This is a genomic window from Bacillus sp. BC08 (assembly GCF_054326875.1).
Genome location: NZ_JBTGPA010000031.1, coordinates 780,613 through 800,093 on the forward strand (window position 1 = coordinate 780,613; position 19,481 = coordinate 800,093).

Genomic DNA, 19,481 nt, shown 5'->3' on the forward strand with positions numbered 1-19,481 from the left:
CGCCCCCCTATTGTATGAAATGAATGGTTTGTTTCTTTATTTCTGATTCTCTATCAGCCTTTACAATTCCTTTTTCTTCAATTTCACGTTTATCTATAGTTTTATTATTTACATACGTATGAAATTCCGTTTGAAATGGAAACGGTGTAATCCGAATTGTTTCCTCGTCCATCCATTCAGCTTGAATAGGTTTCTCCTCCTTACTATTAAACATTTCTGTTCCTTCAAAACCATCTTTAAACAAAGTAATTTCATCTTTCTTTTCTACACCAGGTTTGTTCATACATACATATAAAGAAAGTTCATCGCAAAACTTTAATAATCTATAATGTTTATCGAACATCGCAAACTGTTCTTTTGTTAGCGTTTTCAAAATTCTTTTTTGTCGTTCCAATTCCCCTGTATAAAATGACATCATCTCTTCATCTTCCTCATTTAATGGAAATGATAAAAAATGTTTACTACAAAGTAATGCTCCGTATGGGTTAGACCCTTCAATTTCATTCAAACCAATCGTATAAAAAACAAAACGTAATGAACTTGGACAGTCCATAAATGTATATGGGATATTTTTAGCATCATTCAAAATTGGAACTTTATCAAGTTCTATCCATCCTCTATCATGCTCATATATTGCATCAATTGTCTCTTTTAAGTATGTGTCATCTTCAAAAAAATCTTCTTTTATATGCTTTGCAATCTCTCCAGCTAAAAAACCATGATCATGTTGACGAATTAATATACTTTCTTTCTCATTCTTTTCACGAAAAATCATTCATATACTCCCCCTCATCCTCATATTACAGCGTTTTCTATACATCAATTCTTAATTAATCCCTAATTATTAGCAGGGATTCAGTCTCTTACAACGAAATTAACATAACTATATAGTATTCTTTCTAACCATATAAATAGCTTTCTCTATACTACCCATTATACTAAAACATTCATTCTAAAAAACTTTTTATGAGGTGAAAACATGAACAAAACAGAATTAGTTAAAAACGTGGCACAATCCGCTGATATTTCTCAAAAGGAAGCTTCTGCAGCGGTACAATCCGTATTTGACACAATTGCTACTGCATTACAATCTGGCGATAAAGTTCAATTAATCGGCTTTGGAACTTTTGAAGTGCGCGAAAGATCTGCTCGTACAGGACGTAACCCACAAACTGGCGAAGAAATTCAAATCGCTGCTGGTAAAGTGCCAGCATTTAAAGCGGGTAAAGAGTTAAAAGAAGCTGTTAAATAAACAAGAAACCAGCCATTTTATAGGCTGGTTTCTTGTTTATTTAAGTAATTCCTTTATATTCTCAGCGTGATACACTTCACAAATATAAAATATACATTTGCAGTTACTTACAATTTGATATTTTCTAGTTGGATACACATTCGCCGTAACAGAGCACCCATCAAACAATTCAATAATATTTCCAGAAGGCTGATATCCTTCGTATAATACGTTTCTTCTTACTTCCATCTTTTCTATAAGCTTTTCAACTGGAATATTTCCACTCTCTAATTCACTCTTAATTGTATTTGGTAAAAACGAAGTGTCCGCAAAAATTAGATTTTCAGATAACACTTTTCCTTTATAACTAACATTGGATACACGGTAAAGAAATGTTCCGTTTTTATCAAAGAAATTCTTTGCTTCTTTCGGGATGTACTGTCTATCAAGTACCTCTTGTTCGAGAACATCAAACTGAACTGTATCATTCAAAAGCTTTTCTAAAGCATGAATAGATGATGTATCTCCAGAAAATAAAATATTTTTAATTACTTGTACATTATAAGTGAATTCATTTGTTCTATTTTCCGCTACTAACATGAGGAACACCTCTTCTATAAGATTTTTTATTTAACTTATTTATAATTTAAAAGCGCTACTGCGTCTAACTGTGTAATTTCAGTTACTTCTTTACTAAATATTGCAATTGAAGCCATATAATCTACACTTGGCCTTATATCTTCCATCATTGTATTTTCTACTAATTCTTGCCTATCCTTAAAAACCAACAAATTTGGAGGGTCATTTGGAGCCGATACGGTAATATGGACTGGCGGAATCATTAGCCCTTCACCTGTCGCTTTTAACACTGCTTCTTTTCGAGTCCAATACGTTAAAAAACCTTCTATTTTCTGTTCATCTGGTAATTTCATAACTTGCGCTATTTCAAAGTCTGTTAATACGCCCTCTGCCATTTTCATAACATCTACATTTGGATTCATTTGTTCAACATCAACGCCTACAGGTACAGACTTTGTAAATGCCACAACAACCCACTCACCTGAATGTGAAACAGATAACTGCGGCATTCCTTCTGGTAATTGTGGTCTGCCATGTTGTAACTTACATACTGGACACATTCGATCAATTGGAACTTGAACTGGTAACATAGAAAGTATCTTTCCAAGAACTAATCTACTAATTACACAACCTATTATAAATCGTGCACGATCTACCGAATGATGATATGAATTTGCTTTCTCTCGTTCTACGTCATTTAGCAAATTGTAATGCCATGATTGTAGATCCGAAATTCTTGCCCACCATATTTGACAATCATTCTCACTAAGAGTCGGTACAGAATCTACAACTTTACTCTCTATCATGTAAACTCTCTCCTTCTAACAAACAATATCATTTTATTTCAAAAGAGTATTATTATTTTATAACTTATTCGTTTACAACTTCTTTCTCTTTTTGTAATACAGGTAATGGCTTTTTCTTCTTCTTTGACATTATCTCTTTATCAGAAATACGTAAAGAAAATAGTAATGCTACGAGTAAAAATAGTGCAGATCCAATTAATGCAGCTTGATAAGGCAAGAAATCTGCCTGTGCATTATTCTGTATTTCATTACTTCCAAACCAAGATAATATGCTAGCTAATACAGCAACTCCTATCGCTGAACCTAATCGATTTTGCACATTGAATATAGTCGTTGCTCTTCCCATAGAAGGTGGCATTATATTATTAAATGCAGAAAATTGAACTGCACCGACAGACTGCCCTAAGAAAATACCGATACCAAACAATAATGCCCGTATTTGCCATGGATTCGTATCGTGATTTACAAAACTTAATAAAACAAAGATAACCGCTGTACAAGCTAATCCAATAGAAATTACCTTGCGAGCTCCTAATTTCTTATATGACCATGGTACAATCTGTGACGATATCATTAATCCAATCGCCTCTGGGAATGTCGTAAGACCTGATTCCAGTGCGGAAACTCCTATTACATTTTGATACATAAGCGGAAAAACAAATAACATTCCTAGTAAACCAGCGGATGAAAACAATGAAATTAGACTCATTTTTCTAAAGACTGGTTCTTTTAACAAGCGTAAATCTAACATCGGTTGCTGTACTTTAAGTTCAACAATGATAAACAATGTAATAAATATAATCCCAGCTATTCCAGTACATATAATCTCTGGAGAACCCCAGCCTCTTGATGGACCTTGGCTAAGTGCATAGATAAGCATCGCAAATCCTGGTGCTGAAAGAACAAAACCGAGAGAATCAAAGCGACCAGCTGATTTTTCAATATGCTCTTTTAAAAATAGTAGACCGAATAGTAACGCTACGATTCCAAACGGTACATTAATATAAAATGCCCAACGCCAAGACATTTGATCTACAAAGAAACCCCCAATAATTGGTCCTACTGCCGGTGCGACAGCAATTGGTAATATAATAAACCGTGAAATTTTCGGCCTTTCCTCTGGTGAAAATGTTCGGAATAACATCGCCATCCCAACTGGTGTTAAAAGCCCCCCACCAGCACCTTGCATGATACGAAAAATATTCAATGAAGTAATATCGTTCGCTACTCCGCATAATGCAGACGCAGTTGTAAATACGAAAAGAGCGGTTAGAAATACTCTTTTCGTGCCGAAGCGATCTCCTAGCCAACCAGAAATCGGAAGGAAAACAGCTAAGCTAACTAAATACCCAACATTAACTGTCCCCATCGCAGATGGAGGAACTTGTAATTCTTTACTTATCGTTTGCAGTGCTACATTCACAATTGTTGCATCCATCGCAGCCATAAACATCGCTGTTATATATACGATACTTACAACTACCTTTGGATTTATTTTTTCCTTCATTATCGTTTTCCTACTAATATTTTTTCGCCAATTTGATTACTTTTTGGATTCAAATCTTCCCAGTTATTTTCAACATATTGTAAACAATCATTCCTACTAGCCTCTTCGTGTACGACATTCCAACCAATAGGTACATCGAGAAAGACAGGCCAGAGAGAATACTGACCTTCCTCGTTTTTTAATACTTTATATGTGTAATTATCATTTTCGAATGGATTCGTCATACTGTACTTACCCCTTTCTTTTCCTGCAAATATTTCGCCAGTACTTGTCCGATTTCTATAAGCGGACCCGGCTGACATAAATCTTTATGTCTACAATCAATATCGTGCTGCACAATTCCTCCGTCTAAATAATTTAGCCACGTATTTGGAGAAATAGGATCAAACCAGTCTGGTATAACAGTGGATCTAAAGAATAAAATATCTCCGTTATAAACTTTCGGTACATATTTCCCTAACAATCCTACTGAATTCACATATGTTTCTTTCAAATTCAAAATTGTCTCTTCTTCAAGACTTGCTAATGCACTTCCATCTTTACGAAGTATTTCAACTGCACTTTCCATCGTAAGTGGTTTTCCATCCATGTTATCTGGATCATATCCACCTAAAGCAAGTAATGCGATTAATGCTTCTTCTTCAGTAGGTGCTTCCGTATTCGGTAAAAAGTGACCAGGATAAGAATCCAGCATAACGAGTAATTCTACTTCTTCTCCTCCATTTTGTAGTTGCGCCGCCATTGCATGAACAACATTTCCTCCAAGCGACCAACCGAGTAAACGATATGGTCCGTGAGGCTGTATTTCACGAACGTGTTTTAAATAATCCGCGGCCATCTCCTCTAAACTTTTTGGAAGTTCTTCATTTTTAGCGATACCACGTGCTTGAACACCATAGATTGGATAATCTGTTCCTAAAGATTTCATAAGTCCTGCATAGCACCAACTTAATCCACCTGCTGGATGCACACAAAATAGTGGTAATTGGTCTCCGCTTGCTCGTAATGGAAGCAACACATCCAGTGCACTTTGACCATTTCCCATTTCAAGTCTTTCCGCAAGCCCTGCAACAGTAGGTGCTGCAAATAAAGTTCCAATATTTAATTCCACTCCAAGCGCTTCTTTAATTCTGCTCATAAGCTGCACTGCAAGAAGTGAATGACCACCAAGATCAAAGAATCCGTCATCAATTCCAATTTGAGGTACACTTAAAATCTCTGTAAATAAGTCACATAACATTTCTTCTTGCGGTGTTCTTGGTCCACGACTATAAGATGATGCGATAAATTCTGGAGCTGGCAATGCCTTTCTATCTAATTTACCGTTTGGTGTTAAAGGTAACTCATTTACTACTACAAAAGCGTATGGAACCATGTAATCTGGTAAACTACCTCCAGCATACTGACGCATTTCATTCGTATCGATTGTTTCATGATTTGATGCGACGATATAAGATACTAATCGTCTATCCCCTGGTTGATCTTCCCGTACAATAACGGCTACTTGCTCAATTTTAGGGTGTTTCATTATGACCGCTTCTATTTCCCCTAATTCAATTCGGAATCCACGAATTTTTATTTGGTGATCTGCACGCCCTATATAATCTAGCGTCCCATCTTTACGCCAACGCGCTAAGTCCCCTGTACGATACATTCTTGTACCCGGCTTACCAAAGGGATCTGCGATAAAGCGTTCTGCAGTTAAGCCCGCTCTTCCTAAATAGCCACGAGCAAGCCCAGCACCTGCAACATACATTTCTCCCACTACTCCAGGTGGCACTGGTTGTAAATAGTTGTCTAATACATATACTTTAAGGTCTGGTATACTGCAACCGATTAAACTATTCGCGCGTAAAGAAACAATATTCTCATCTAACTCAATATAACTAACATGTACTGTCGTCTCTGTAATACCGTACATATTAATAAGCTTTGGTGCGTTATGAGGATGTCGACTATACCAATCTTCTAATCGACTTAGCTCAAGCGCTTCTCCTCCAAAAACAACATATCGTAAAGATAATGTTTGACCAATTTCTTCATTTTCACGATCTGCTTGCATCAATTGATAGAAGGCTGATGGAGTTTGGTTTAAAACAGTTACCTTTTCTTTAACAAGAAGTTGTAAAAATTCTTTCGGCGAGCGACTTACAGTATGTGGTACTACGACTAGACGACCTCCATATAATAAAGGTCCCCAAATTTCCCAAACCGAGAAATCAAAAGCATAGGAATGGAACATCGTCCAAACATCTTCTGCGTCAAATTGGAACCAATGATCAGTTGCTCCTAAGAGTCTTACTACGTTTTGATGAGGTATCATAACGCCTTTCGGTCTACCTGTTGAGCCTGACGTATAAATAACGTAAGCAATATGTGAAGGCGATAGTGGCTTCATGCGCTCCATTTCATCAATATTATCTTCACTATATTTCACTATTTCTTTTATTACTTTTTCATTATCGACTAAAATTTTCAGTTCCTCATCACATTCAATTTCCACATCTGAATTTGTTAAAACACATGATGGTTTCGCATCGTGGAGCATAAATGAAATACGTTCAGACGGGTAATCTGGATCTAATGGAAGATAACCTGCTCCCGCTTTAAGAACCGCAAGTAAACTCACAACCATATCTAAAGATCTCGGCATTGCTAATGCAACAAGTTGATCAGGACCGACTCCTTTTGCTATTAGCAATCGAGCTATTTTATTCGCTTTTTTATTCAATTCTTCATAAGTTAATTTTTCATCTTCAAAGACGACAGCAATAGAATTTGGATTTATATAAGCCTGTTTTTCAAATAATTGTGGTAATGTCATTTCTGGTACAATTTGAAAACCACCATTCCACTTTTCTAACACTGTATTTTTCTCTGCTAAAGTTAATATTTCTAATCTACCAATAGATTGATCCTGATTTTTCGCCGCATCGTCTAATAACAGAATGTATCTTTCTATTAATTTTTGAATCGTTTCACGTTTATATAGATCAGTACTAAACTCTAACAATCCGTGTAAGCCATTTGGAGTACCATCAACTCCGTTACTCTCGCTAATTTCAAATGTTAGATCAAATTTCGCAGAGCCAACGCTTTGAATTTCAAGGTTCGCTTCTATATCCGGAGCGTCAAAGGTTGCTTCTGGCGTATTTTGGAAGGCTAACATAACTTGAAACAGCGGATGACTATTTCGAGTACGTACTGGGTTTAATACTTCAACAAGTCGTTCGAATGGAACATCTTGATTTTCATAAGCTGCAAGATTTACTTGCTTCACTCTATTCAATAGTTCTTTAAAACTTGGATCTCCTGATGTATTTGTACGTAACACTATTGTATTTACAAATAACCCAACTATATTTGATAGTGCATCGTCATTTCTTCCAGCAATCGGACTTCCAATTGGTATATCAGTACCTGCGCCTAATCTTGTAAATAGTGCACTAAGTCCTGCTTGTAACACCATAAACAAACTAACTCCGTTTTTCCGTGCAAGCTCTACTAACCTATTATGCATAACTGCATCTATTTGAAAATGAATTGTTTCTCCTCGGTAACTCGTTTCAATTGGACGCTGGTAATCTATAGGTAACTCCAATTGATCTGGTAAACCCTTTAGCTCTTGTTTCCAAAAATCTAATTGTGTTGAAATGAGACTCTCTCGTGTAGCTTCATCACCTAGCAATCGCTGTTGCCAAAGTGCATAATCTGCGTATTGAACTGGAAGTGTCTCCAGCTGTGCTTTGTCACCTTGACATCGAGCTTTATACGCCGCTGTAAAATCTCTCGTTAACGGTTGTAATGACCAACCATCCCCTACAATATGGTGCAATAGTATTAGTAATACATGTTCGTTTTCATTCACTGTAAATAGTTGCAAACGAACTGCTGGTTCCATATCAAGATTAAAGCTATATCTTACCGCCTCTGCAAGCACACTTTCTAATTCATCTTTACACGTTCTTGTTATAATCATTTCTAAATTTAAATTTTCCATATCTAAAATTTCCTGATAGGAACTACCTAATACGTTAGGGAAAATCGTTCTAAGCGTCTCATGTTTCTCAACTACATCATAAAAGGCACCTTGCAATGCTTCCTCGTTCAACTTTCCAGAAATCCGAATGACTAACGGAATATTATAAGTAGGGCTTGGACCTTCTAAGCAATTTAAGAACCATAGCCTACGCTGTGCAAATGAAAGTGGAACTTCATTTGGTCTGCTTACTTTCTTAATAGCTGGTCTTGCACTTTTTGCTTGATCCAATTGTTTCGCTAGTTCCGCAACAGTTGGCGATTCAAATAATTTTCCAATTCCTAATTCGACACTTAACGTTTCACGAATTCTTGCCATTAAACGAGATGCAAGAAGCGAATGGCCTCCCATTTCAAAGAAATTATCATCAATGCTAATACGAGAAACACCAAGTATTTCTGCAAATAAATCACATAATATTTCTTCTTTCGGGTTTCTAGCAACTCTCTCCTTATTCATTTCATTAAAATCAGGAGCTGGTAATTTCTTTCTATCAACCTTTCCATTTGGTGTTAATGGTAATTCTTCTAACAACACAAACGCTGAAGGTACCATATAATTCGCTAAACTTTCTGAAACATAAGAACGAATTTCTGCAAAGTTAATTGTATCCTTCTCTTCAGCAACGATATACGCAATAATTCGTTTATCATTTGGGCGATCTTCTCGTACCATTACTACTGCTTGTTTAATATTTTCATGTCGTTGTAATACCGTTTCAATTTCAGCTAATTCAATTCGGAAACCACGGATTTTTATTTGATGATCTGCTCGGCTCACGTATTCCAGCACACCATCGTTACGCCATTTCACAAGATCACCTGTGCGGTACATGCGCTTCCCTCGTTCTCCAAAAGGATTTGCAACAAATCGTTCGGCCGTTAACTCTGGTTTTCCTAAATAGCCGTTCGCAAGTCCTTCTCCGGCAATATATAGTTCGCCAATTACTTCAGGTGGTACTGGTTGTAACCCTGCATCTAATACATACACGTCTGTATTCCAAATCGGTTTTCCAATAGGAGGTATACCAATTTCATTATCGTCGATGGTCTTGAAAGTAGACCAAATTGTCGTTTCTGTTGGTCCATATAAGTTTGTAATAGAGCAACCTAATTCTTTTAATGTATTTGCTAAATGAGCTGGAAGTGCTTCACCACCAACAAGCACTTTTAGCCCTTGTAGTCTCTCTGGATATTCCATTACTAACGCCTGCCAAAGTGTCGGTGTAGCTTGCATAATTGTCGCTCTTTCTTCTTGTAACAATGCCGTTAACGCAGATGGTTCTTGAATTACTTCTTTTTGTGCGATTGTTAAACTTGCACCACTAATAAGAGGTAAATAAATTTCTAGTGCAGAAATATCAAACGCAAACGTTGTAACTGCTACTAAATGATCGTTTTCATGTAATGAAAACATATCGTCCATAGCCAATAAAAAGTTACTTAAAGCTCTCATAGGAACAATTACACCTTTTGGATTTCCGGTTGACCCTGAAGTATAAATTGTATACGCAGGCTTTAAAAGTGATTCATCATTTCTACATGGTAAATTCATATGAGAATATGCTCTTAATGCTATTTCTATTTCTTCACGATCTAATTCGATTTTTTTCATATCATTTTCTACAACTAAAGCAGATGAAACAGATGAATGTGTGATAATACAAACTGGTTTTGCATCATTTACTATATAATTGATTCGCTCAGCTGGATATTCTGGATCTATTGGTAAATACGCTGCACCAGCCTTTAAAACTGCTAGCATGCTAACTACCATTTCTATTGATCTTGGAAATACTAAAGCTACAAACTGATTTGGTCCTATTCCTTCTTCTACTAAATAGTGCGCCAGTTTATTTGCTCGTTCATTTAGCTCATTATACGTAAAGTCTACTCCGTTACACGTAACCGCTATTTTACTTGGATTTTTTTGTACTTGTTTTTCAAATAATGTAGGTAAAGAGATTAACTCTTCAGCTTCTTTAGTTTCATTCCATTCCATTAGGACTTTATGATTTTCTTCAGGAAGAGTAATGTTTATGCTTCCAATCGGCTCGTCTTTTGGATTAGCATTTATCACAAATTCTAATAACTTCATAAATCTCTCTTTATGTAACGCCAGTTCCGTGCCATTATATACTTCCGGATTCGCATCAAAATGAATCATTAACTCATTTTCATCGAAACGTTTATAAACATTTATCGATAAATCATCGACAGGTCCTGCTGATAAATTATGTGCAATACCACGATTCCCAGCAAAGTTAAGCCCATAATCAAAAGGCATAACATTCACTAACGGCCCAAATAACCTTTGATTTTCACCTAGTAACTTTAAGTCTCTTCTTAATTCCTCATGACGATATTTATGATGACGACGTACGTCTCGGATTTCTTTAGAAACTTGCTGTAATAATTCCGCAAGAGTTATATTTGGAGTTACAGTGAGACGAAGTGGTACTAAATTCATTACCATACTCGGTGTATAAATAGATGCTGAACCTAGGCGCCCCATCATCGGTAAACCTAAAACAATTTCATTTGCACCTGTTAATTTATGCAGATAAATACTTGTTATAGCGACAATAAATTCCGGCCAATTTGTTAACGAAATATTAATATCTTCTAGTAAAGTTTTCGTGCTAGAACTTGATAAATAGGCTGTTTCTCGTAAAAATCCATTTGATGTTCTCGGCGCTCGTTCTGCTAAACTTATGACATCCGGTTCATCTGCAAACTTTTCTAACCAAAAAGTACGATCTTCCTGAAATTGTTTAGACTCACGATACTCCATATCTTCTTGTACAATTTTTGCAAGAGAACCAAATGGCTTTTCATTCTTTCTTGTTTCTTCTATAAGTGATGTATACTCTTTCGCTACCTTTTGGCTAAGAAGTGAAAATCCATAGCCATCCATCACAATGTGATGGATGCGCTGATACCAAAAGAAACGATTATTTTCAACTTGAATAAGTGCTTCAGTAAATAATGTATCTGTTTTCAAATCGACTGGCATAGATAAATCATTTTTCATCCATACTTTAGCAGCTTCTTCAGGATTCTCTTCTTTACGAGCGTCAATAAAATGCATATGAAAATTTGACGATTTCTCAATAACTTGCCATGGGCCCATTTCATCCTCTTCGAAACGAACATGTAGTGCTTCTGCTTCTGATACAACTTTACGTACTGCTAATTCAAAAATTTCTTGATTAATATTTCCGCTTATTTCAACATACTCCCCAGTATTATAAATCGGATTAAGCGGATCTAATTGCTGTGCAAACCACATACCAGTCTGCGCAGATGATAACGAATGACGAATCTTTTGACTATTAGGCATTCTTTACTACCCCTTTATTATGTAGTCTATATTAAAGTACATGTTCTGTTTGCGGAGATAATAAGCGGTACCAATCAACAACAGTTGGGCTCTCTGCTAAATCCGCAAAAGTGATTTCTTTTCCTTCGCGACGCCACTTCTCTACTAAACTCATAATTCTGACCGAATCAAGTCCTCTATTTAATAAATCTTCATCAGTCTCAACACTTTCTACTGGTTCACGAAGTAATTGTGCAACTAGTTCATGTACTTCCTGTAAAGTGATCATTTCACTCTTATCGCCTTTTTCATTTTGTAACTCTTTTAACAGTAAGTTGGTTGATGTCGTCACTGCACATCTATTAGATGCATACTGTAATGCTTGTTTATGATGCTCTAGTGAAAAATCAGCAACTGCATCTGCTACAAAGAACGGCTCTATACCATCCATAAATGCTTCGCAAGCTGTTAAAAGGCAGCCGATATGCGCATAAATACCGCAAATAATAAGTTGATCTCTTCCTTGTTCATTTAAAATTTCTAATAGATTTGTCTTTTTAAATGCACTATACCTCCATTTTGTTAAAAATATATCATCCTCATCAGGAGTAAGTTCACTGACAATTTTCTTTTTATCTGGTCCAGCAGGAATACCGTCCCCCCAGAAATCTTGTAATAACCCTCGTTGTTCTAACGTTTGTCCACCTGGTTGTGCTGTATAAACAACTGGTATACCAAGTTCCTTACATTTTTCTCTTATCACCTTAATATTTGAAATAAGTTCTACTTTTGGTGATTCTTTATCGCTATATGCATCAAGAAAATATTCTTGCATGTCATGGATTAGAAGAACCGCACGTTTCGGATCTGGCGTCCAGTTCACTTTATTTTTTGGTAGTTCTGATTCAACTGGCATTTTGTATACTGAAATAGATGGGATAGCCATCTAATCACTTCCTTCCAATTTTTATATTTTTTATATTTTTTATATTTTTTATTGTTTTACCGTAATAAGTTTTTCAGTAATGACTTTACGTAACTCTTTTTTGCTTACCTTTCCAACACCTGTTTGCGGGAATGATTCAATAAATTCAATTCGATCTGGAATCTTATAAGCTGCTATACCGCGTTCTCTTAAAAACATTTTTAATTCGCTTATTGTTGGAGCTTGTCCTCGAGCTATAACAAAGGCACAAGTACGTTCTCCTAAATAATCATCAGGCATTGATACAATGGCTACATCATGTACTGCATCATGTGCTAATAAATGATTTTCAACTTCTTCCGCAGCAACTTTCTCACCACCACGGTTAATTTGATCTTTATCCCTACCTTCTACAATGATGTAACCTTGTTCATTTACTTTCACAAGATCTCCTGTGCGATAAAATCCATCTTTAGTAAATGACCTTTCATTATGCTCTGCCGCTTTATAATAACCACGAATTGTATATGGCCCTCTTGTTAATAAACTTCCTACTTCACCAGGTTGTACATCGTTATCATTTTCATCAACAACCCTTACTTCGTCGTATGTAGACATCGGTCTACCTTGCGTATGAATAATAATTTCTTCAGGATCATTTAATCTTGTGTAATTTACTAAACCTTCTGCCATACCGAATACTTGCTGTAACGTACATCCAAATGTAGGGCGTATACGTTTTGCAACCTCAGCGCTAAATTTCGCACCACCTACTTGAATCACTTCTAAGCTCGATAAATCATTATTACGAGAAGATGCAGCATCAAGCCATATCATTGCTAATGGCGGAACGAGAGCAGTAATCGTAACTTTTTCTTTTTCAATAAGTGCAAATGCCTCATCTGGACTACCTCCAGTTGCTAGCACTACTTTTCCACCCGCATAGAAAGTTCCAAATGTTCCAGGAGAACTCATCGGGTAATTATGTGCTACCGGAAGAACTGCCATATAGACGCTCTCTGTATTCAAATTACAAATTTCAGCACTAACACGTAAACTATAAATATAATCATCATGTGTTCGAGGAATTAATTTAGAAAGTCCCGTGGTCCCCCCTGATAATTGGAGAAACGCGACATCACTTGGCTGAACGTCTGGTAATGGAACGGAATCTATATATAGATCATTTATGTTTAGAAACTCTTCTTCTTCTCCCACTACAATTACATGTTGTAAAGTTGGCACTTTCTCTTTCACTTCTCTTGCTAGTTTTCGATAATCAAAACCGAGAGCTTTCTCTGAAATAACGTAAGCACTCGCCTCACCAAACTCACAAAAATAACTAATTTCACTGCTTCGATGTGAAGGTAGTGCAAAGACAGGAAGTGCTCCAATTCGAAATAGCGCAAAACATATTTCGAAAAACTCGATAACGTTAGGTAATTGGATTACAACTCGATCCTCTTGCTTTATTCCTAAGTTCAGTAAACCTGACGCTAAGCGATCTACTTTTTTATCAAGCTCACTATACGTTATATGCGTATTACCACTTACAACCGCAATTTGATCTCCATATTTTTCAGCACGCTCTCTTAAGACCCCGCCAAATGTTTCACCAAGCCAACACCCTTCCTCTCGATAGTGATCGGCAAATTCTTTTGGCCATTTTGTATAACCTGTTAGCATTCTTTCTTCCCCCTATTCTTCATTCAATGAGCTATCATTCAAACCTAAAGCTTTCAGCATCGTTTGGAATTTAGCTGAAGTTTCTGCTAACTCATCTTCTGGTTTTGACTCAGCAACAACTCCCGCTCCTGCAAATAGTCGAAGTGTATTTTCTTGCACTTCAGCGCAACGAATTGTAACAATCCATTCACCATCTCCACTTAAATCGCTCCACCCTAGCATTCCTGTAAAGAATTCACGGTCAAATGGCTCAATTTTTTGAATCGCCTCTCTCGCTTCTTCCATTGGCGTTCCGCAAACTGCTGGCGTAGGATGAAGTGCAATTGCTAATTCCAAAGAAGTAATATTCGGATCCTTTAGTTCACCTTTCACTTCTGTGGACAAATGCCACATCGCTTCACTATGAATAACAGATGGTTTTTCTGGAACATGTAATGTGTGACAGTATGGACGAAGCGCAGCAGCAACCGCTTCTACTACTACCGCATGTTCATGTAAATCTTTTGGAGAAGAAAGTAATTCCTCTGCTCTTCTTTTATCTTCTACTGGATTATCACTACGCGGTCTTGAACCTGCTAACGGATTAGAAATAACTTGCATACCATTACGTGAAACGAGTAATTCAGGGCTTGCCCCAATTAATGTCTTATTATTCTCGTTTTCATCTTTCGGTAAATTAACAGCAAATGTATAACCGTGCTTATTATGCTCTGCTAATTCTCGAAGAAGTTTTTGCTTATTAATCTTTTCGGAAGATTTAACATCTAACGATCTGGATAGAACGATTTTCTTTAAATCTCCGTCTTGTATTTTTTCAATTCCTTGCTTCACACCATTCATATACACTTCCGGATCTGGTACAGGCGTCATTTCAAATGTTAAGTTCTCATTTGTTTCAAGCTGATTTGTTGTATCTAATTGTAATCGTTCTGATATTCTGCTATATTCTGGTACGGTAAGTTGCACTTCTTTTCTACGATCAAATGGCAAAGCACCGACAACGATAGGATTCGGATTTCCAGCTTGTTTTGCATTACGTAATACTGCCTGTACTAGTTCTGGAAAACTTTCAATTTCACGATGTTTTACTGTAGTAAACTCTCCTTCTGTCAATATCGTTCGAGTTGGTGAAGCGAAAAAGAACGAAGATTCAGTCTTATAATCTTCTAATAATTGTTCTGACAGTTCCTTTACAGCCGTAAGTTCATTCATAGTATAGTAGCCCCCTATTTTTTATTAAACGCCTAATGTAGCTCCGCCATCGACACATAAATTGTGCATTGTAATGTGACTTGCTTTATCAGAAGCTAAAAACAATACCGCTTCGGCAATTTCTGAAGGCTGTGCAATTTTTTGTAATGGTATACCGAGTCTATATGTACTTTGAGAACCAGCAATGATATTTTTTGCTCCATTCTCATCAGCCCATAGTAACCGTTGCATTTCAGTTTCAGTTGAACCTGGAGAAACTAAGTTACAGCGAATGTTATATGCTGCAAGTTCTAATCCTAAACACTTCATAAACATCGTCGTTGCAGCTTTGGATGCCGCATACGCAGCCATCTCCATTCTCGGGGTATTTGCTGCATTTGAACCAACTGTAACAATTACCCCTGACTTTCTTTGCATCATACGTTTACTTACCGCTCGGGACATATAGAAAACTCCTGTAGCATTTACAGAGAATGTTTTATTCCAATCTTCATCACTTAAAGAGTGAATTGCTCCCATACGTAAAACCCCTGCAACATTTACTAATATATCTATCGGCGCTATATCATTTTCAATACCGTTTACCATATTTTCAACAGCGGTACTATCACTCACATCTAAACGAAACGTTTTCAGGTGTGTTTCCTTTAATTCATTTTCATTTAAGTGAACATTTAACCCCTCTTCATTTTGATCAACCGCAATAACTGTAGCTCCTCTTTCTAAAAACATTTTGGCAACAACACTACCTATACCTCGGGCTGCACCTGTTACTAAAACCGTTTTTCCAACAAATTCCCCTAAGTTCATTTCCTCTATCCTTTCACTTGAAAATTAATCTAATTAACCAAATTTGATAACGATTATCATTATCAATGTAAAAAATAATACACTTACTAAACTAATTGGTCAAGTGTACTTTCCATCAAAATATTATTCATTGATAATGTTTTTCATTTAATATTCTTACACCTAAATGATAATCTTTCTCAATAAACTTGTCAACCTATTTTTATTTTTCAGATAAAAAATTTTAGTACTTCTCAATGCAATTACATCTAAAAGTAGTAATAAACACGTACATTAAACATTTAATTCCTACTCCTCTTTGTAAAATTAAAGAAGATAAACTATAGATACCCTCATTTACAAATCCTTACCAAAAAATCGAGTATATACTTTCTCAACATTTTTCTGAAAATATCGAGAAAGTATATCTTGCAATTATTGATGTATGTCGTGTTTATAATTTAAGATTTAATAAGTAGTTCGAATATAATGTTTCATTTTTTAATATTCCAATATAATCCAAACGAATACTTTACTCACTTTTTGCCTCAAGAAAATTCCACAAGTTGTTATTCATAGAAAAAGCACCCTATTTAATAGGGTGCTTTTTCTAATCAAAGAGCTATAGAAGATTTATATATTTATGCTACACTGCGATAGTCTTCTTCTTGTTCTTTATTCTGTTTAGGTGCTTGAATTAAAATTGCGATAATAAATGATACGACACATAATACGCCGATCACCATGAATGTTGGTTTGAATCCACCTAGAAGCGCACCGATAAAGGAACCTGCAAGCGCTCCAAATCCAAATCCTTGATACACAATTCCATAGTTCTTACTATGGTTTTTCATACCGTAGAAATCACCAACAATAGCTGGGAAAATCGTAATATTTCCACCAAAGCAAAACGCTACACTTGCTACACATACGAAGTAGATACCGTAATTTAAATCTACAAAACTTAGAACTAAGACTGAACTTGCCATAACAACAAAAGTACCAGTAACGATTTTTAAACGACCGATTTTATCTGATAACGGTCCTAGAATAATACGACCTAATGTATTGAAGATTGCAACCATAGCCACCGCATTAGCTGCTGTTGCTGCGCTAAGTCCTACAAGTTGAACACCAATATCTTTTACCATACCAATTAAGTATAAGCCACTCATACATGATGTAAATAACATAATAAATAATAAGTATACTTGTTTTGTGCCTAACATTTCTTTCGTTGTATATTCGTGAGTTTTTGTCTCATGAACTGCACCTTGATCTGCAGCTTGATGGATTAAACAAGCTCCAAGGACAATCATAGCTGTAACAATTAACCCCCAGTATATAAATGCTTGTGATACTCCAACTGATTCAATTAACTGTGCATTAACGTATTTAAAGATTAAGCTACCTGAACCATATGCAGAAACAGAAATACCAGCAATTAAACCTTTACGCTTTGGAAACCACTTTATTAAATTGGATAATGAAGTGATATACGCTGTACCATCTGCATAACCTACAACAACTCCTGCTAGTACATACAGCAATATTAATGAGGAAGCTTGTGAGCTAAGTACTAATCCTAGCCCTAATGCTAGTCCAGCTATCATAATAAGTTTACGAAGTCCCCATTTTTCTTGCAATTTACTTGCAAATAAAGTTGAAAATGCTAAGGAAAGACTAGTAATTGAGAAAGTTATAGCAACTGCGTTAAGACTCCAACCGTATTTACTAACTAAAGGCTGATTGAATAAACTCCATGTATATATTGTTCCAAGCCCCATTTGTACGATGACTGTGCCAAGTACAACTAGCCATGGATTAACATTTGATTTTTTCATACCTTTTCGCCTCCTCTTTCTATTTCAATGCTGTTCGCTAAATTTACTTTTTTTATGTTCATATTGACCACCTCTTTTGATTTAACACCTTCATTGTATAAGATGTCACCGCTTATGTAAGCACTTACAAGATAGAGCGTCAAATATATGGAATCAGTTACAGAAAACGAAGGACGAAATACAAAAAACGAATTATTAAATACGTAAATAGCTATTATCATGTTTCGCATCCATACGACTTACAGCTGTTTTAACATCTTCTTTTATAAAAATTATGTCTCAAGTTATATCATGGCTAGATTACAAAATTTTGATTTTCCTATACAACTAAAAAAACTATTTTTACACTACGATGCATTTTATTTTTTATAAAATAAAAAATTTTTTATTGATAAACAAAACTAAATATTCACTAATATATCTATACGTGGTTTAATATATATAATAAAAAAATAATTCTGTCTTTAATAAGGAGGTACTATGAAAGCAAACGTAGGGGATACTATACTTTTTCACCGAAATAATTTAAAGATTACAGGATCTGTACTAAAACTATATACTGAATCGGTCTTAGTTGAAATTACAGATGTAAGCGGTGGTACTTTTGAATTTGATCGAACAATTGTAAATCATAAAAACTATAAAATTTTAAATAAGAATACATAAAACAACAAAAAATAGCCCCTGCTTACCAGCAGCGGCTATTTTATATGAAAATACTTCATTAGTTTATATATCCTAAAACACTTACAATCTTACTCGCTTTTAAATTATTAATGTGATAATAAATTTCTAAGCCCCTTCTCTCAGCTCGTAACACTTTACCTTTCATTTTTGATAAATGTTGCGAAACAGTCGATTGTGGAATATTTAGTAATTCTGTTAATTGCGTTACATTACAAGTTTTTCTCGTACTTAATTCATTTACAATTTGTAATCGGATTGGGTGAGCCATAATTTTTAAAATATCTACATCTTCTTCTGAAACTAAACTTTTTCTCATTTCACTCGTATATGTTGTCATAAGACATTCCCCTTTTATGTGAATTTCTCTTATTTATATCTATTTCCAAAATATTTAAAACTCCGACGAGAAACCTTTATATAAAAATAATAGAATTTTAAATTTTTAAAAACAGAATGAAATACAATTCACTTTATTTATTTGGTACATATACATAATACAATGTTAATATGTGCTCTATGTGAAGTTAGCATATATTTATAATGAAGATTTTTCAAACAATTCACATCTAACTATATACTTCCTCATAACACTATCCAGTGATTTTAACATATTTTAGGCATTTGTATATACTATCTACAAAATAAATGTTGTTTAGGAGGAATTCAAATGCCAACAATGTTACAAGAAGAAGTTGAAGAAGCGCGCGAAACATATGTCAGTCGTATCATTTTGGTCGGTGGATCAGCTTTATTTTTAGTCGGTGGTGTTATCTCGGCAATTTCGGCCTTTAAAACTTATAATCGATTGGAAAATACACCGCCTTCTACTGATAACTCCTAAGAATAACAAACAAA

Annotated in this window: 15 protein-coding genes; 3 read left to right on the forward strand and 12 right to left on the reverse strand. The window is 35.5% G+C overall.

Annotated elements, in window-relative coordinates:
- Positions 1–7 precede the first annotated feature (7 nt).
- Positions 8–775, reverse strand: coding sequence for a DUF3891 family protein (locus tag ACXVYO_RS14615; RefSeq protein WP_458467585.1), 768 nt, complete (start codon positions 773–775; stop codon positions 8–10).
- A gap of 204 nt (positions 776–979) precedes the next feature.
- Here ACXVYO_RS14615 and ACXVYO_RS14620 point away from each other — a divergent pair, with 204 nt between their 5' ends.
- Positions 980–1,252, forward strand: a complete 273-nt coding sequence (locus tag ACXVYO_RS14620) for an HU family DNA-binding protein (protein WP_001043960.1) — start codon at positions 980–982, stop codon at positions 1,250–1,252.
- Between the two features lie 36 nt (positions 1,253–1,288).
- On the opposite strand, the gene ACXVYO_RS14625 is transcribed toward ACXVYO_RS14620, so the two are convergent.
- The 10 genes from ACXVYO_RS14625 to ACXVYO_RS14670 all read right to left on the reverse strand — a co-directional run bounded on the left by ACXVYO_RS14625 (position 1,289) and on the right by ACXVYO_RS14670 (position 17,939).
- Positions 1,289–1,831, reverse strand: a complete 543-nt coding sequence (locus ACXVYO_RS14625; protein ID WP_458467586.1) for a cold-shock protein — start codon at positions 1,829–1,831, stop codon at positions 1,289–1,291.
- A 35-nt stretch (positions 1,832–1,866) separates the two neighbouring features.
- Entirely contained in the window at positions 1,867–2,616 is a 750-nt protein-coding gene (sfp, locus tag ACXVYO_RS14630) for a 4'-phosphopantetheinyl transferase Sfp (RefSeq protein ID WP_458467587.1), read from the reverse strand.
- A gap of 64 nt (positions 2,617–2,680) precedes the next feature.
- Positions 2,681–4,123 carry an MDR family MFS transporter gene (locus tag ACXVYO_RS14635; protein ID WP_458467588.1) on the reverse strand — a complete coding sequence of 481 codons (1,443 nt, stop codon included), beginning with the start codon at positions 4,121–4,123 and terminating at the stop codon, positions 2,681–2,683.
- Positions 4,123–4,347, reverse strand: coding sequence for an MbtH family protein (locus tag ACXVYO_RS14640; RefSeq protein WP_097819790.1), 225 nt, complete (start codon positions 4,345–4,347; stop codon positions 4,123–4,125). Before ACXVYO_RS14640 ends, ACXVYO_RS14635 begins: the two co-directional genes overlap by 1 nt.
- Entirely contained in the window at positions 4,344–11,504 is a 7,161-nt protein-coding gene (locus ACXVYO_RS14645) for an amino acid adenylation domain-containing protein (protein WP_458467589.1), read from the reverse strand. The genes ACXVYO_RS14640 and ACXVYO_RS14645 overlap by 4 nt, the downstream gene beginning before the upstream one ends.
- A gap of 31 nt (positions 11,505–11,535) precedes the next feature.
- Entirely contained in the window at positions 11,536–12,429 is an 894-nt protein-coding gene (gene dhbB / locus ACXVYO_RS14650; protein ID WP_458467590.1) for an isochorismatase, read from the reverse strand.
- Between the two features lie 48 nt (positions 12,430–12,477).
- Positions 12,478–14,094, reverse strand: a complete 1,617-nt coding sequence (locus tag ACXVYO_RS14655; protein WP_458467591.1) for a (2,3-dihydroxybenzoyl)adenylate synthase — start codon at positions 14,092–14,094, stop codon at positions 12,478–12,480.
- A gap of 12 nt (positions 14,095–14,106) precedes the next feature.
- Positions 14,107–15,306, reverse strand: coding sequence for an isochorismate synthase DhbC (dhbC, locus tag ACXVYO_RS14660; protein ID WP_458467592.1), 1,200 nt, complete (start codon positions 15,304–15,306; stop codon positions 14,107–14,109).
- A 24-nt stretch (positions 15,307–15,330) separates the two neighbouring features.
- A complete protein-coding gene (locus tag ACXVYO_RS14665) occupies positions 15,331–16,116 on the reverse strand; it encodes a 2,3-dihydro-2,3-dihydroxybenzoate dehydrogenase (protein ID WP_458467593.1) in 786 nt (261 codons plus the stop codon).
- Between the two features lie 620 nt (positions 16,117–16,736).
- Positions 16,737–17,939, reverse strand: a complete 1,203-nt coding sequence (locus ACXVYO_RS14670; protein WP_458467594.1) for an L-lactate MFS transporter — start codon at positions 17,937–17,939, stop codon at positions 16,737–16,739.
- A 480-nt stretch (positions 17,940–18,419) separates the two neighbouring features.
- Here ACXVYO_RS14670 and ACXVYO_RS14675 point away from each other — a divergent pair, with 480 nt between their 5' ends.
- Complete coding sequence (locus ACXVYO_RS14675) at positions 18,420–18,605, forward strand: YkvS family protein (protein WP_242253821.1); 186 nt, start codon at positions 18,420–18,422, stop codon at positions 18,603–18,605.
- A gap of 58 nt (positions 18,606–18,663) precedes the next feature.
- Here ACXVYO_RS14675 and ACXVYO_RS14680 read toward each other — a convergent pair whose 3' ends face one another.
- Entirely contained in the window at positions 18,664–18,963 is a 300-nt protein-coding gene (locus tag ACXVYO_RS14680; protein WP_000214798.1) for an ArsR/SmtB family transcription factor, read from the reverse strand.
- A gap of 330 nt (positions 18,964–19,293) precedes the next feature.
- Here ACXVYO_RS14680 and ACXVYO_RS14685 point away from each other — a divergent pair, with 330 nt between their 5' ends.
- Positions 19,294–19,467 carry a hypothetical protein gene (locus tag ACXVYO_RS14685; RefSeq protein ID WP_001142748.1) on the forward strand — a complete coding sequence of 58 codons (174 nt, stop codon included), beginning with the start codon at positions 19,294–19,296 and terminating at the stop codon, positions 19,465–19,467.
- Positions 19,468–19,481 lie beyond the last annotated feature (14 nt).